This window comes from Myxococcota bacterium, from assembly GCA_035498015.1.
GTDB lineage: Bacteria > Myxococcota_A > UBA9160 > SZUA-336 > SZUA-336 > VGRW01.
Genome location: DATKAO010000149.1, coordinates 1 through 15,153, shown reverse-complemented (window position 1 = coordinate 15,153; position 15,153 = coordinate 1). Strand labels below are relative to the sequence as shown.

Genomic DNA, 15,153 nt, shown 5'->3' with positions numbered 1-15,153 from the left:
CCCGGACCACACCGAGGGAGCCCACCAGGGAACATGTGCACGCTGATCCTCCTGGACCGCGTCGTGCCGCACTTCCCGCTGATCGCGGCCACGAACCGGGACGAGTTCTTCGCTCGGCCGGCGGCCCGGCCCGCCCTCTTTCCGGCCTCAGGGGGTCGCCCGGCGCACGTGGCGCCCCGCGATCTCGAAGCGGGCGGCACGTGGATGGGGGTGAACGCCTCCGGAGTATTCGTGGGTCTGACCAACCGGCCCGTCTCCGAGAAGCCCCAGGGTGCCCGCTCGCGGGGCCTCCTCGTGCTCGATGCCCTGGGCCAGGGCTCCGCGGAGGCCGTGGCAGCCGAGCTGGAGCGCCAGGCGCGTACGCACTACGCCCCGTTCAACCTGCTGGCCGCCGACGGCCGCGAGACGTGGCTCATCCGGCGCACCCCAGAACGCCAGCAGGTGCGCGCGCTCGATCCGGGCTTACATGTGATCTGCAATCGAGATCCCGAGGACCCGAGCTCCGAGAAGGTCCGACGTATCGAGAAGGAGGTCGCCGGCATCGATCTTCTGCTCGAGCCGGAGGCGCTGCGCGGGGAGCTGTTCTCCGTGCTGCGCCGGCACGCTTCGGCCTCGAATCCCTTCGAGAATTCCTGCGTCCATACCGCCGAGTACGGCACCCGCTCGTCGTCCGTGATCCTCCTGGGCGCAGCGCACAGCGCGTACTGGTACGCCGACGGGGCACCCTGCCAGTCCGAGTACCGCGATTTCACCGGCCTGCTCCACGACCTTCGCGTCGTCGGGCAGGTGTGAGGGCATGACCAGTTGAAGAGAATCGGAAGCAACCTGAGACCCGCGGACCAGAAGCCGCACCGCAACCTGCGCAGCATCATCCGCTACTCGACGAGCGAGAAGCCGTACAACGACTACCCGCGCCGCATCCTCTCGCCGCCGACGCCCAAGGAGTGCTGCACCGACGAGAACCGCGAGCTCGTGGGCAACACGCGCGAGATCGACGGCTTCAAGTTCTGCTACAAGATCTGCAAGACCTGCGGGCACGCGGTCCGCTACTTCTATCCCGCGGTCGAGAGCAACGACGAGGCCGTGAGCAAGTACCGCGCCTGGAAGCGGTACATGGCGCAGTAACTGACACCGAGGGGGGTGAGTCAGTGAAGCTCTCCACGAGGGCGCGCATTGCTCGCGAGGAGCTGCGGTTCCTGTCGCCGCGCAAGCTGTACAACCTCGCGCTGGAGGCGATCGCCCCGCGCCTGCGCTGGGTGCGGCTGCCCTATCGCCCGACGAAGATCACCGTCGAGTCGGGGAACGTGTGCAACCTGCGCTGCCCGCTGTGCCCGACGGGGCAGGGCGACCGCTCGGCGCAGAAGGGCATGATGCCCTACGACACGTTCGTGAAGGTCCTTGACCAGCTGGGTCCGGACCTGATCACGGTGCGGCTCTACAACTGGGGCGAGCCGCTGCTCAACAAGCACATCGTGAAGATGTGCCAGCTCGCCTACGACCGGCGCGTGTCGGTGAAGCTCTCGAGTCACTTGAACGACCTGACGCCGGAGCTCGCCGAGGGGCTGCTGCGCGCCAAGGTGAAGAAGATCTACATCTCGGCCGACGGCGCCACGCCGGAGAGCTACGCGATCTACCGCCGCGGCGGTGACTGGAAGCGGGTCATGGACAACATCCGCATGCTGGTCGCCAAGAAGCGCGAGCTGAACGCCGACTTCACGCGCGTGATCTGGCTGTTCCACGTGTTCCGCCACAACGAGCACGAGGTGCCGATCGCGAAGCGCCTGGCGGCCGAGCTCGGCGTCGAGCTGCAGCTCAACGCCGCGCGCACCGACATGGGCAAGGAGATCTTCGAGACCGCCGAGCAGGCGCTCGAGCGCGACGGTCACTGGCTGCCCGAGTCGACCGACTATCTCGCGTTCGACCGCGAGAAGAAGAGCGCGCAGCGCGAGGCCATGTGCACGCTGCCCTGGAAGGACACCGCGATCAACTGGGACGGCAAGGTGCTGGCCTGCTGCAGCGTCTACAGCGAGAAGCACCACTACGGCTCGATCCACGAGCAGGACTTCGGCGAGATCTGGAACGGCTCGATGTACACCGAGGCGCGGCGCGAGATCATCGGCGAGTCACCGACCCAAGACACGATCTGCAAGACCTGCAAGCACAACGGCTACTTGTTCTTGTAGGGCGCCGGCGCCTCCACCTTGCGCTTCGGCTCTTCCATCGAGGAGGCCGAGGCGAGTCAGCTGATCAAGCCTCTGATCGAGCGGCAGCCATCGCTCGCTCGAACGCTCTGACCTAGGCCTCGAACTCGAACGCCTGCGGATTCGCGAGCAGCGCGCCGTGACTCGTGAAGCGCCAGTGCGGCGGGGCCCGGAAGCGGCCGTAGGGGGCGAGCGCGGCCAGCGCGCGGCCGATCACCTGGTCGGCGGGCGCGCGCGGCAAGGCCGTGCCGGGGTCGAGCAGCTCGACGCGCGCCCCGTCGAGCCGCACGGGCCGCAGCGCGGGCAGGTTCAGGCGCTCGAGCTGGTGCGCGCTGACCCAGCAGCGGCGCGCCTCGTCGGGGCCGAGCTCGAGCCGCAGCGTCTTCGCGCCGGCGCGCGCGCGCACCACGAGCGCACTGCCCTCGCGCGCGAGATTGCGGCCCTCGGAGAGCGCCGAGTCCGCGGCGCGCCGCGCGTCGCGCGCGCGGATGCGGCGGAACTCGGGCCAGATGCGTTGCCAGGCGGCGCGCCGCTCGGCGCGGCCCGTGCCCGGGCCCAGGTAGCTGGCCAGGAAGCGCAGGCGGTCGCTGCGCGAGATACCGAAATCCTTGCGGTGCAGCTTCGCGAGCAAGGTCCAGGCGCGCGCGCCGAGCGGGCCGCGGCGCAGGCGCGCGCGCTCGAAGTCGATCAGCGCGAACGCGCCGTCGGGGCGCAGCAGGAAGTTGTTGGGCGAGAAGTCGTCCTGGTCGACGCCGGCGTCGTGCAGCCGGCGGGCGAACGCGGCGAAGCGCACGAGTAACTCGCGGCGCTCCAGGCCCTGCTCGCGCAGCCCCTCGAACACGGCGCGCAGGTCGCGCGCTCCCGCGTCGCGACTCACCGCGAAGCTGCGCTCGAGCAGGCCCCGGCTGCGCCGCTCCCCCACCGCCACCGGGCGCACCACCTCGACGCCGCGTGCGGCGATCCGGCGCGCCACCGCGCGCTCGCGCCGCGCTTTCGACGGGCGCCAGAAGTAGCGCCAGCGCGCGAGGCCTGGCGGCAGGCTGAACACCTTCACGTACAGGACCGGCTCGCCGCCGCCTTCCAGCCGGTAGAAGCGTTTGCGGCCCGCGGACTCGCGAGCCACACTGCCCGGGCCCTCGAGCGCGCGCTCCGGCGCGGCCATGAGCGCTTCGAGGCGCGGAGTGCGCTCGCCGTCGACCCACCAGCGGAGGCTCGTCTCGGAGCGCGCCATCGAGACACGAGGCTAGCAGAGATGAAGATCGAAACGCTCCGCGATGCGGAGCGCTATCTCGACGGACTCATCAACCGCGAGCAGAAGACTCAGTACGACTACGAGCGGCTGGGTCTGGGGCCGATCCGCGCGCTGCTCGCGGCCGTCGGGAGCCCGGAGCGCGGCTTCCCTTGTCTCCTGGTCGCGGGCTCGAAGGGGAAGGGCACCACCACGCTCGCGGCCGAGCAGCTGCTGCGCGGCGCGGGGCGGCGCGTGGGGGCCTTCACCAAGCCCCACCTCGAGAGCTGGCGCGAGCGCTTCCGCGTCGACGGCGAGCTCGTGGCCGAGGGCGATCTGGTCGCCGCGCTGCGCGACATCCAGCCGGCGATCGAGGGCCTGCGCGGCGACACCGAACGGTGTCCGAGCTTCTTCGACGTGACGGTCGCGCTGGCGCTCGTGCTGTTCCGCCGCGCGGGGGCCGAGGTGGGCGCGATCGAGGTCGGCCTGGGCGGCCGGCTCGATTCGACCAACGCCGTCGACGCGCGAGTCACCGTGGTGACCGCGATCCAGCTCGAGCACACCGACAAGCTGGGCGACACGCTGGAGGCGATCGCGCGCGAGAAGGCCGGCATCTTCCGCGCGGGCGTGCCCGCGCTGCACGGGGCGCTCGCGCCCGAGGCCTGGGGCGCGGTGGCGGCGCAGGCCATCGCCGTCGACGCGCCGCTCGAAGAGGTGCGCGCGCTCGACGTGCGCGCCGACCGCGCGGGCCTGCGCTTCCGACTCTCCGACGGCCGCGCGCTGGCGAGCCCCGTGCTGGGCGCGCACCAGGCGGGCAACCTGGCGCTGGCGGTGCGCGCGGTCGAGCTCCACCTGGGCCGCACGCTCGCTGCCAGCGAGCTCGCGACACTGGGCAGCCTGCGCCTGCCCGCGCGCGTCGAGCCGATCGGCGACGCGATCGTCGACGACGCACACACGCCGGACTCGGCCCGGGCCCTGCGCGAGACACTCGCGGCGCTCTGGCCCGACACGCGCTGGGTGTTCGTGCTCTCGATCTCGCGCGACAAGGACGCGGCCGGCATCCTGGCCGAGCTCGCGCCGGTGACACGCGCCTGTGTCGCCACGGCGGCCGAAGCCACGCGCTCGCTCGACCCCGAGGAGATCGCGTCGCTGGCCTGGGCCGCGGGCATCGGCGCGGTCGAGACCCAGCCCGAGCCGGTGAAGGCGCTGGCTCGCGCGCGCGAGCTGCTGCACCCGGGCGACCGCATCGCGGTCTCGGGCTCGGTGTTTCTCGCCGGCGCGCTGCGCCGGCACTTGGTGGCCGCCGCGCGCCCCGTGTAGACTGCCGCCCCCGAGGAGATCCCCCGTGGCCCTGATCCGCAAGAAGACCGGCAACTTTCTCGAGGACTTCCGACTCGGACAGCTGTTCCGCCACAAGGGCGGGCGCACGGTCAGCGAGGGACTCACCGCTCACTTCACCGACTTCTCCTACACGGCGAACCCGCTGCACCGGAACCTGCGCTACGCGCAGCGCTACGGCTACGAGTCGATGCCGATCCCGCCCGGTCTGGTGATGGCCGTCGCGTTCAGCCAGACCGTCGAAGACATCTCCGAGAACGCGCGCGCGAACCTCGAGTACATCGACATGCGCTTCGGCGCGACCGTGTACGTGGGAGACACGATCGAGACCGAGACCACCGTGCTGGGCGTGAAGAGCTCGGCGAGCCGGCCCGAGCTCGGCGTCGTGCACGTGCAGAGCATCGCGCGCAAGCAGACCGGCCAGATCGTGCTCGCCTACCAGCGCAAGGTGCAGGTGTTCCGGCACGAGGCCGCTGCGAAGCTCGACGAGGGCGAGGTGCCGGCCGCGCCGGTCGACGTGTCACTCGAGCTGCCGGCCTACGATCCCAACGCCGGCTACGCCGAGCTCGCGCATCTGTCCAACTCCGATACCTACTTCGAGGACTTCAGCGCGGGAGACACGATCGAGCATTCGCGCGGCCGGGTCATGACCGACGAGCACATCTTCCTGACCGGCATGCTCGACAACACCAGTCAGGTGCACTGCAACCAGACGCTGATCGACCGCGACCCCAGCCGCTATCTCGGCGGGAAGCTCGTGGTCTACGGCGGGATCCCGTTCGCGCTGTGCCTCGGCCTCTCCAGCCCCGACATCTCGGACAACAGCCTGGGCGACGTCGTCTACAGGACCGGCCGCCACACCGCGCCGATCTTCTCGGGTGACACGGTGTTCGCCTCGACCGAGATCCGCGGCAAGCGCGACTTCGCCGGCCGGCCCGACCTCGGCCGGCTCGAGGTCACCCTGCGCGGCCACAAGTTCGAGCGCACCGGCACGGAAGAGAAGCGCGTGCAGATCTTCGAGCTCGAGCGCGAGCTCTCGGTCAAGCGCCGCAGTCACTACGCCAAGAGCTAGCCGGCCGCTTGCAGCTCGACGAAATGCCGGTACGCGCCGTCGGGCAACGCGACGAGCTCTTCGTGCGTTCCGCGCTCCACGATCCGGCCCTCGCGCAGGAACAGGATCTGGTCGGCGTCGCGCACCGTCGAGAGCCGATGAGACACGAGCAGCACGATCCGGTCGCGCGCGGCCTCGCGCAGCGAGGCGAGCAGGTGGCGCTCGGTGTCGGGGTCGAGCGCCGAGGTCGGCTCGTCGAGGATCAGGATCGGCGCGTCGCGCAGCAGCGCGCGCGCGATCGCGAGTCTCTGCTTCTGCCCCACCGAGAGCCCCGCGCCGCCGCGGCCCAGCCGCGTCTGCCAGCCGTCCGGCAGGCTGCGCACCAGCTCGTCCACGCCGGCGACCTGCGCGGCGCGGCGCAGCTCGAGCTCGCTCGCGTCGCGCTTGGCCAGGCGCAGGTTCTCCTCGAGCGTGCCCGCGAACAGGGCGGTCTCCTGGAACACGAACGCGATCTGCGCGCGCAGCGACTCGCGCGTGACTCCCGCCAGGTCGACGCCGTCGACCCGCACGCAGCCGCGCTGCGGCGCGAGGAAGCGCGGCACGTGCCAGAGCAGGGTGGTCTTGCCCGCGCCCGCCGGGCCGACGATCGCGGTCATCTGGCCGCGGCGCGCCTCGAAGTCCACGTCGCGCAGCGTCGCCCCACCCTCGGTGTGAGCGAAGTCGACGTGCTCGAAGCGCAGCGACTCGCGGGCGCGCGGCAGGTCGCGCGCGCCGGGCGCGTCGCGCTCCGGCTCGGCGTCGAGCAGCGCGAACACGCGCTCCAGGCCCGGCGCCGAGAAGTTCAGCGAGAACCACATGCCGCCCAGATACCCGCAGAACACGGCGATCTGCACGAACCAGGTCACCAGCACCGACACGTCGCCCAGGCTGATGCGGCCGGCGATCGCGAGGTCGACGACCTCGAGGAACGCGCCCCGCACCACGGCCACACCCGGCACCAGCGCACACAGGACCGCGAGCATGGCGACCGCGATCATGCCGCGGTGGCGCTGGAACGACTCCAGGCTCTCGCGGTCGAAACGCGCGCGCTCGCGCGACTCACCGCTCTGCGTCTGCACGGCCACGATGTTCGCCACGCCCTCTTCGAGCGAGCTGGTCGCAATCGCGCCCGCGCTGCGGCTGCGCAGCATGCGGCGCCGCAAGAGCTCCGCGAACGGCCAGGTCGCGAGCAGCGTGACCGGCGCGAGCGCGAGCGCCCAGAGCGCGAGCTCGGGCACCCCGAAGCTGTCCCAGATCGCGTAGGCGTACACCGCCACGCCGAACGGCGCGACGGTCGTGATCAGCACCAGCCGGTAGCACGCCCAGCTGATCGACGGCGTGTCGTACATCAGCCGGTAGACCGCATCGCCGATGCGCGCGTCCTCGAGCTTGGACAGCGGCAGCGCCTGGATGCGCTCGAACAGGCGCGAGCGGAAGCCGTGATTCAGGTCCTGGGTGAGTCGCAGGGTCCAGCCGAACTCGAACAGGCCGAAGATCCCGCCCACGTAGCTGAAGCCCAGGTTCGCCGCGTTCTCGGTCTCGGTCGCGGCGTCGACCCCGCCGGCGCCGAACGCATTGGTCTGGTCACGCTCGCCCCCGCTCGTGCCGATCTGCCCGATCACCAAGAGCAGCACCACCTGCGCCGCGACCGTGAGCCACAAAATCTCGACGGGCGACGCGCCGATCAGGAGCCGCACCAGCGGCCGCGCGAGAAACGGGAAGGTGTGGATGCGCTCGGCCAGCGGGAGATTCCCGATCACGTGGTCGATCAGGAGCTTGATCGGCACGGGCAGCACGAGCAGCGGCGTGATCGAGAGCAGGCTCATCGCGACCTTGGCCGCGAAGCGCGCGCGCAGCGGCCGCACGTAGCGCAGCGCGCGCGCGAGCGTGGCCCAGGTGCTCACGGCCGGGCCCCTGCCGCGCTCGCGTCGGCCTCCGCCAGCGCGCGGTAGGCGCCGCCCGGCCGCGCGAGCAGCTCGGCGGGCGTTCCGGTCTCGACCACCTTGCCGTGGTCGAGAAACACGACCCGGTCCGCCAGCCGCACCGTCGACGGCCGGTGAGTCACCAGGAAGATGCAGCGGCCGCGGCCCCACTCGGCCAGGTTGCGCACCAGCCTGTGCTCGGTCTCGGCGTCGAGCGAGGCGGTCGGCTCGTCGAGCAGGAGGACGCGCGGGTCCTTGAGCAGCGCGCGCGCCAGCGTGAGCCGCTGGCGCTGGCCGGTCGAGAGCTTCGCTCCGCGCTCGCCGAGCTGCGTGTCGTAGCCCTCGGGCAGGGCGGCGATGAACTCGTCGGCGCAGGCCACGCGCGCCGCGGCGCGCACCTCGGAGTCACTCGCGCCCGGCCGCGCGTAGCGGATGTTCTCGCGGATGCTGGCCGCGAACAAGACGTTCTCCTGCAGGGCGATCGCGACCGCGCGCCGCAGCTCGGCGACGCGCAGCCGGCGCAGGTCGACACCGTCGATCTCGATCGCGCCCGAGTCGGGATCGAACAGCCGCAGGAGCAGCGCCATGACCGTGCTCTTGCCCGCGCCCGTGGGCCCGACGAGCGCAGTGACTCCGCCGACCGGCGCCGTGAAGTCCACACCGACCAGCGCCGGGCGGTCGGGGCGATAGGCGAAGGACACGTCGCGGAAGGCGATCTCGTGCGCGAGCGGCGCGAGCGGCCGCGCGTCGGGCGCGTCGGCGATCTCGGGCTCGCGCTCGAGCAGCTCGAACGCGCGGTCGAGCCCCACCGCGATGTCCTGCGCGTGCGTCCACACGCGAAACACGTCGGTGATCCCGTCCGAGCCGCTGGCGTAGAGGCCCTTCCAGGTGTTGTAGAGCCCGAGCGTCCAGACCGCGAAGCCGGCCTGCAGCAAGAACGCCTGCAGCGGGCCGATCTGCAGGCGCGAGGCGACCTCGGCCAGCCACAGCGGCCGGGCCTCGGCGGTCGCGAGCGTGGCCACGAGCGTCGCGCCCAGCACCACCGCGCCCACCGCCCAGAACGCCCCGACCCCGAACGCCGCCACCCAGCTGCGCGCCGCGCGCGCGCCGGCGAAGGCCGCGCGCGAGGCCGACTCGAAGCGCGCCTGCTCGAACGCTTCGAGCCCGAACGCCTTGATCACGCGCATGCCCGACAGGCTCTCCTGGATCTGCGAGGTCAGCGCGCTGTTCGACGCGCGCGCCACGCGGAAGCGGCCGCGCAGGCGCGCGCCCAGCGTGTGCGCGAGCACGCCCAGCGGCAGCCACACGGCGACCAGCGCGAGCGCCAGCCAGGGCGAGAACGAGGCCAGCACTGCGGTCAGGGCCACGAAACGCAAGAGCGCAAAGCCGGGCGCCAGCAGGAAGGACTGCACGATCTGAGTCACCATGGCGCTGTCCTGCACCGTGCGGTAGATCGCGTCGCCCACGCGGCTCTGGTCGTGGAAGCGCAGCGAGAGCGCCTGCAGCCGATCGACCATCTGCATGCGCAGTGACTGGTTGAGTCTCTGCAGGATCCAGACGCCGTAGTACATCACGGCCATCGCCCCGGCCGCGGTCGCGATCGCCACGCCGCCCACCAGCCAGGTGAGTCGCTCGGCTGCGTGCCGCCGCAGCTCGGGAGTGAGTGCGCTCGCGGCCGCCGGGTCGAGCCCGAGCACGCGCGCCGCCAGGGGCGAGAAGTCGTGGCCCTGCAGCACCCCGTTCCAGAGCGCCGGCGCCAGCACCAGGAAGCAGGAGAGCCCGGCGAGCAGGAGCGCCGACGCCGAGAGCGCCAGCAGCACGAGATGCCGGCGCAGGCCGCGCAGGAGCGGCCACGTGCGCACGACCAGCCGGGCCAGCCCGCGCAAGTCCAGCCCGGCGTCGCGAGCCGGGGCGAGCTCGGGTCCGTTCCAGCTCATGCGCGCGCGATGTTACCCTGCCAGCGATGGTTCGAGCCCTGACTCTGGCCGACACGGCGGACGCGCGCAGTCTCTTGCGCGCCCGGCCGCTGCGGAACGTCTTCCTGGACTACGTGGTCTCGGCCGGTGCGTTGGGGCGTGCACCGGGCTTCCTGGGCTTCGAGTCGGGTGGCCGCCTGCTGGGAATCCTGTTGATCGGGCCTCTGGGCGGGACCGCGCTCGAGGTGCAGGACCCCGCGGCCTACGCGCCGCTCGCCGACGCCGCAGGGCGCGCCGCGCTGCGCCCGCGCCACATCGTGGGCAGCGAGGACGTGACCGAGCCGTTCTGGAATGAGTACGCGCGCCACGCACCGGCGCTGCGCTGGTCGCGGCGCGAGCCGGTGTTCGCCATGCGCGCCGAGGACCTCGCGCGCAGCGACGACGGCGCGCGGCTGGTGCGCGTCGACCCCGCGCGGCCGGGCGAGGCCGAGGAGATCACCGAGAACAGCGCCCAGCAGCACCGCGAAGACCTGGGCGACGACCGCTACGCGGCCGACGAGGCCGGCTTCCGCGAGCGCCACCACCGCGACGTGCGCGAGGGCCGCTGGTGGGTCTCGCGCGTGCGCGGCCAGATCGTGTTCCAGGTGCACGTGGGCGCGGCGAGCCCGACCGCCGTGCAGCTCGGCGGCGTCTTCGTGCCGACCTGGGCGCGCGGGCGCGGCCACGCCACGCGCGGCATGCGCGCGGTGACCGCGCGCATGCTCGAGCGCCACGACATGGTGACCCTGTACTGCGACGAGGCGAACACCGCTGCGCGCCGCGTGTACGAACGGCTCGGCTTCCGGCGCGTGTACTCCAACCGGAGCTACCTGCTCGACGAGCCGCTCGAGGGCTCGCCCGTCCCGTCGTGAGCCGTGCGTAAGCTCGCGCTGCTGGTCGGCACCCTCTTGCTCATGCTCGTGCTGGGCGAGCTCGCGCTGCGCGTGCTCTGGCGAAACCCGTTCGCCAGCGAGTCACCCGACCTCTTGCTCACGCTGCGCTGGCAGCACAACCTCACCGACCGGCTGGTCGACCGCAGCGTCCTGCACCTCGACCCGCCCAAGGTCCGCTTCCGCACCGACGCGCGCGGCTTCATCGAGCCGGTGGCGCGCGTCAGCGGGCCCGAGTTCACGCTGGTCTTCCAGGGCGGCTCGACTACCGAGTGTCTGGTGGTGCAGGAGGACCTGCGCTGGCCCAACCTGGTGCCGGTGCAGCTCGAGCCCATGGGCTTCCGCGTGAACGCGCTGAACGCCGGCAAGTCGGGCAACACCGCGCACGACTCACTGGTGAACCTGGTCGAGCTGATCGGCTCGAGCCGGCCCGACGTGGTGCTGCTGATGAACGCGGTCAACGACGTGGGGCTCCTGGCCGAGTACGGCTACGCGCGCCACGGCTCGAACCACGACGGCTGGCGCGTCGGGCTGCGCTGGGCGGGCATGTCGCTCTCGAGTCACTCGGCGCTGGCCGGGCTGGTGCGCCGCGCGCTCGACTTCCCGGCGCAGAACGACCTGGCCGGCGTGCGCAGCGAGGCGGGCAAGCTCGCGGGCCAGCCCGACCCGCTGCCCTACGTGGCGCGCGTGCGCGCGTGGGTGCGCACGGCGCGCGCCTTCGGCATCGAGCCGGTGCTGATCACCGAGCCGCTGTCGAGCATGCGCAATCAGTACACGCCGCCCTGGACCGACGCGGGCGCGCTCGCGCTGTTCAACGACCGCGTGCGCGCGATCGGAGTGGAAGAGGGCGCGAGCGTGATCGACCTGGCGGCCCTGATGCAGCGCGAGCTCAGCGTGCGGAAGCCCGAGGAGCTCTACTACGACGGCCTGCACGTGAACGACGACGGCTCGCGCCTGTACGCACGGCTGGTGGCCCAGGAGCTCGCGCGCGAGGTGCTGCCGCGGGTCCGGTCGCGCGCCGGCTACTCGGCTCCGCAGACCGCCCGGTAGTTGCGCCAGGAAGCCGCGAGCCACTCGCGCGCGCGTCTCTCGGCGGCCTCGCGTTGCGACGCGTTCACGTCGCTGCGGATCGCGAACAGGGTCATCGGGCGGCTGCCCGTGAACGCTTGCCGCGGCGCCGCGCGCAGCTGGGTGCGCCAGCCGTTCTCGACGGGCTTGCCCTCGTAGACGGTGAACGACTCGATCACCGCGTCCCGGTCGCGGTGTGCGTCGTCGTCGCCTCCGAGCCTCGAGCGCACGATCGGCAGCTTCGCGCCGTCGACCTCGAGCCAGTCGGGCTGGTCGCCGCCGGGCTCGATGTCCCACCACAGCCGGCGCGTGCCGCGGTAGTAGAGCTGCTTGGGGTCGTAGGAGCGCACGATCGCGAACTTGAGCTCGGGCGCGCCCTCGCCCGGCGGCAGCCGGCCCTCGCGCCACTGGTGCACGTCGAAGTTGCGCCGCACCTCGGCGTCGCGCTCCGCAGTCACCATGCCGGGGCCCATGGCGGGCACGAGCGCGTCGGGGTTCGCGCAGTCGTCCCTGCGCACGTGCAGGTACGAGTGGATCGAGACCGGCACCAGCGCCACGGCGAACAGCGCAGCCGCGGGCAGCGCGAAGCGCCCCGAGAGCGGCGGCCGTGCGTTGCCGGCCGCGCCATGCAGCGCGTCGCGGCCCGCGAGCCAGACCAGCGCCCCGATCACGAACACGAACAGGAACAGACCCGAGCCCGGGTGGATCCAGGTCTCGAGGATCCCGCCGCCGTAGCGGCTCACCAGGAGAGTCAGCACGGTGACTCGCACCACGTTGCAGGCGAGCGCGAGCGGAACGGCGGCCGCGAGCACGATCGCGCGCCGCGCCGGGCTGCGCGACAGGTGGGCGAGGATGACCGCGGTCAGGATCGCCGCGTACAGCGTCGCAAAGCCGCTGCAGTTGTCGGCCACGTTCACGCTCTGGCCGGGGATCGCGAGGATCGTGCCGTCGCGCGCCACGGGCAGGCCCAGGAACGGCAGCACGGCCGCGACCGCGATCGCGGTGATCGTGCGCAGCACCATGAACAGCGCCGAGATCGCGCCGGCGGGGATCGGCAGCATGAACAGACCGATCGCGAGCGGCAGCGCGATCGCGCGCGTGCGCGCGCCACCGAGAAACAGGAGTGACAGCCCGGGCAGCGCGAGCACCAGCGCGAGCGCCGACAGGATCTGGGTCTTGATCGCGCTGTCGAACACCAGGAGCGCCACCGCCGCGCCCACGAACGCGAAGCCCCAGGCCGACGCGCGCGGCTCGGGGTCGGTGTCCTGCTTCAGCTGGTCCAGCGCGAGGTAGGCGATCAGGAACGGCACGAAGATCCCGTGACCGTTGCGGTAGATCGAGTCCGTCCAACGCCCCACGAGCCAGGCGAACGTCGGCGCGAACGCGAGCGCGAAGATGGCGAGCCAGAGCCAGCGGCGCGTCATGGCGCTGGGGTTCAGATCCTCGGGAACTTCGGCGGACGGCGCTCCAGGAAGGACTGCACGCCCTCCTTGAAGTCCGGCCGGCTGAAGCTCTCGACCATCAGCTTCACCGCCTCGTCACAAGACGGCCCGAGCTCGCGCGTGAGCTGTTGGTAGACCTGGCGCTTCATGACCATCATGGACGAGGGCGAGGAGTTGGCCGCCAGCTCGCGCACGTAGTCCTGGCAGTGACTCACGAGCTTCTCGTCGGGCAGCACGCGATTCACGAGCCCGATGCGCTCGGCCTCGCGCGCGTCGATCTTGCGGCCCGAGAGCAGGAGGTCGAGCGCGTGGGCCGTGCCGACCAGCCGCGGCAGGGTCCACGACAGGCCCCACTCGGCGATCAGCCCGCGGCGCACGAACGCCGTGGTGAAGGTCGCCGACTCACTGGCGAAGCGCAGGTCGCAGAACAGCGCGATCGGCATGGCCATGCCCGCGCACGGGCCGTTGATCGCAGCCACGATCGGCTTGCGCAGCGACATCAGGTACGAGTAGGTCTTGCGGAACGAGTCACCCATCTCGGGGTCGCCGGGGTCGGCCGCGAGCTCCGCGTGGGCCCGGCCGCCGCGCTCGCCCGCGCTGATCGCCTGCAGGTTCTTCAGGTCCGCGCCCGCGCAGAAGCCGCGGCCCGCGCCGGTGAGCACGATGCCCACCACGCTGCGGTCGGCTTCGGCCTTGGCCAGCGCGTGCCGGACCTCTTCACCCATGCGATCGGTCCAGGCGTTCAGCCGGTCCGGCCGGTTCAGCTGGATGGTCGCGACCGGGTCGGAGACGTCGTAGAGAATCTGCTCGTACACGGAACCTCCCTCAAGGCCTCATGCCACGCCGCTTCACGCCGACCTCGGCGGGTAGCAGACGGTACGCGGTCTCGGCCCACTCGCACAGCAGCGGCCGAGTGTCTCGCGGATCGATGATCTCTTCCACGCCGAAGATCTCGGCGGTGCGGAACGGGGAGCGCATGGCGTGGAGCTTGGTCTCGAGCTCGTGCCGCAGCGCCTCGGGGTCGGGCGCGGCCGCGAGCTCGCGCTTGTAGGCCGCCTCGACGCCGCCTTCGATCGGCAGCGAGCCCCAGTCGCCCGAGGGCCAGGCGTAGCGCAGGTTGAGCTTGGAGTGATTGCCGTGCGCGGCCCCGGCCACGCCGAACACGCGCCGCACCAGGATCGAGGCGGTCGGCACGGTGGCCTGGTACACGGCGGCGATCGCGCGCGCGCCGCGCCGGATCGTGCCCTGGCGCTCGCCCGCCACGCCGACCAGGAAGCCCGGGTTGTCGACGAAGCTCACGATCGGCAGGTGGAAGGTGTCGCACAGGTCGACGAAGCGCGTCCACTTGTCGGCCGCCGGTCCGTCGATCGCGCCGCCGAGCCACTTCGGGTCGTTGCCCAAGACGCCGACCGGGCGCCCGCCCAGCCGCGCCAGCCCCGTCACGAGTGAGCGCCCGAAGCGCGGAGAGATCTCGAAGAAGCTGGCCGCGTCGCACACCAGGCCGATGATCCGGCGCACGTCGTGCGGCTGGCGCCGGCTGCGCGGCACGATCTGCAGGAGCTCCTCCGCGCGCCGGGTCGGCGGGTCCAAAGAGGGCGCGACCGGCGGCAGCTCGAAGACCGAGCTCGGGAGATACGACAGGAAGCGCCGGATCTGCGCGAAGGCCTCGTCCTCGCTCGCGACCTCGTTGTCGACCGCGCCGCTCTCGCGCGTGTGGATCGACGAGCCGCCCAGAGTCTCCTTGTCGACGTCCTGGCCGATGCCGCGGCGCACCACGGGCGGCCCGGCGACGAACAGCTGGGCCGTGCCGCGCGGCATGACCGAGAAGTGCGACAGCACCACGCGCGCGGCGCCCAGCCCGGCCACGGGGCCGAGCGCGGCCGCCACCACCGGCACCGTGGCGAGTGACTCGGCCATGATCTCCATGGCGGGATTGGCGGGCACGTAGGTGCGGCGCGTGGTCTCGAGTGACTTCACGCTGCCGCCGCCGCCCGTGCCGTCGACCAGGCGCACGATCGG

13 protein-coding genes are annotated in these 15,153 nt (G+C 72.0%); 7 read left to right on the top strand and 6 right to left on the bottom strand.

Going from position 1 to position 15,153, the window contains the following annotated elements; translation table 11 throughout:
- Window positions 1-33: 33 nt before the first annotated feature.
- From VMR86_13535 to VMR86_13525, 3 genes are read left to right on the top strand one after another with little or no spacing between them, the layout of a single operon-like run.
- A complete protein-coding gene (locus VMR86_13535) occupies window positions 34-792 on the top strand; it encodes an NRDE family protein (GenBank protein ID HTO08065.1) in 759 nt (252 codons plus the stop codon).
- 12 nt (window positions 793-804) lie between these two features.
- Window positions 805-1,125: a hypothetical protein gene (locus VMR86_13530; GenBank protein ID HTO08064.1), complete on the top strand. Its 321-nt coding sequence runs from the start codon at window positions 805-807 to the stop codon at window positions 1,123-1,125.
- 23 nt (window positions 1,126-1,148) lie between these two features.
- The gene (locus VMR86_13525; protein ID HTO08063.1) at window positions 1,149-2,183 is read left to right on the top strand and encodes a radical SAM protein; all 1,035 of its coding nucleotides are present in this window, start codon (window positions 1,149-1,151) and stop codon (window positions 2,181-2,183) included.
- Window positions 2,184-2,295: 112 nt separating this feature from the next.
- Here the strand turns inward: VMR86_13525 and VMR86_13520 are convergent, their stop codons facing one another.
- Entirely contained in the window at window positions 2,296-3,432 is a 1,137-nt protein-coding gene (locus VMR86_13520; GenBank protein ID HTO08062.1) for a lipopolysaccharide kinase InaA family protein, read from the bottom strand.
- A gap of 21 nt (window positions 3,433-3,453) precedes the next feature.
- On the opposite strand from VMR86_13520, the gene VMR86_13515 reads away from it, so the two are divergent.
- Complete coding sequence (locus VMR86_13515; protein ID HTO08061.1) at window positions 3,454-4,749, top strand: Mur ligase family protein; 1,296 nt, start codon at window positions 3,454-3,456, stop codon at window positions 4,747-4,749.
- Between the two features lie 25 nt (window positions 4,750-4,774).
- Complete coding sequence (locus VMR86_13510) at window positions 4,775-5,839, top strand: MaoC family dehydratase (GenBank protein HTO08060.1); 1,065 nt, start codon at window positions 4,775-4,777, stop codon at window positions 5,837-5,839.
- Here VMR86_13510 and VMR86_13505 read toward each other — a convergent pair.
- Both VMR86_13505 and VMR86_13500 read right to left on the bottom strand, forming a co-directional pair.
- Window positions 5,836-7,761: an ABC transporter ATP-binding protein gene (locus tag VMR86_13505; protein HTO08059.1), complete on the bottom strand. Its 1,926-nt coding sequence runs from the start codon at window positions 7,759-7,761 to the stop codon at window positions 5,836-5,838. The genes VMR86_13510 and VMR86_13505 overlap by 4 nt on opposite strands.
- A complete protein-coding gene (locus VMR86_13500; protein HTO08058.1) occupies window positions 7,758-9,716 on the bottom strand; it encodes an ABC transporter ATP-binding protein in 1,959 nt (652 codons plus the stop codon). Before VMR86_13500 ends, VMR86_13505 begins: the two co-directional genes overlap by 4 nt.
- A gap of 26 nt (window positions 9,717-9,742) precedes the next feature.
- Here VMR86_13500 and VMR86_13495 point away from each other — a divergent pair, with 26 nt between their 5' ends.
- Both VMR86_13495 and VMR86_13490 read left to right on the top strand, forming a co-directional pair.
- Complete coding sequence (locus VMR86_13495; GenBank protein ID HTO08057.1) at window positions 9,743-10,606, top strand: GNAT family N-acetyltransferase; 864 nt, start codon at window positions 9,743-9,745, stop codon at window positions 10,604-10,606.
- A 3-nt stretch (window positions 10,607-10,609) separates the two neighbouring features.
- Window positions 10,610-11,674 carry a GDSL-type esterase/lipase family protein gene (locus VMR86_13490; GenBank protein HTO08056.1) on the top strand — a complete coding sequence of 355 codons (1,065 nt, stop codon included), beginning with the start codon at window positions 10,610-10,612 and terminating at the stop codon, window positions 11,672-11,674.
- Here the strand turns inward: VMR86_13490 and VMR86_13485 are convergent.
- The 3 genes from VMR86_13485 to VMR86_13475 all read right to left on the bottom strand — a co-directional run.
- Window positions 11,647-13,116: an exosortase/archaeosortase family protein gene (locus tag VMR86_13485; protein HTO08055.1), complete on the bottom strand. Its 1,470-nt coding sequence runs from the start codon at window positions 13,114-13,116 to the stop codon at window positions 11,647-11,649. The genes VMR86_13490 and VMR86_13485 overlap by 28 nt on opposite strands.
- 11 nt (window positions 13,117-13,127) lie before the next feature.
- A complete protein-coding gene (locus VMR86_13480; GenBank protein ID HTO08054.1) occupies window positions 13,128-13,949 on the bottom strand; it encodes an enoyl-CoA hydratase in 822 nt (273 codons plus the stop codon).
- A 10-nt stretch (window positions 13,950-13,959) separates the two neighbouring features.
- A partial coding sequence (locus VMR86_13475; protein ID HTO08053.1) for a carboxyl transferase domain-containing protein occupies window positions 13,960-15,153 on the bottom strand: 1,194 nt, incomplete at its 5' end.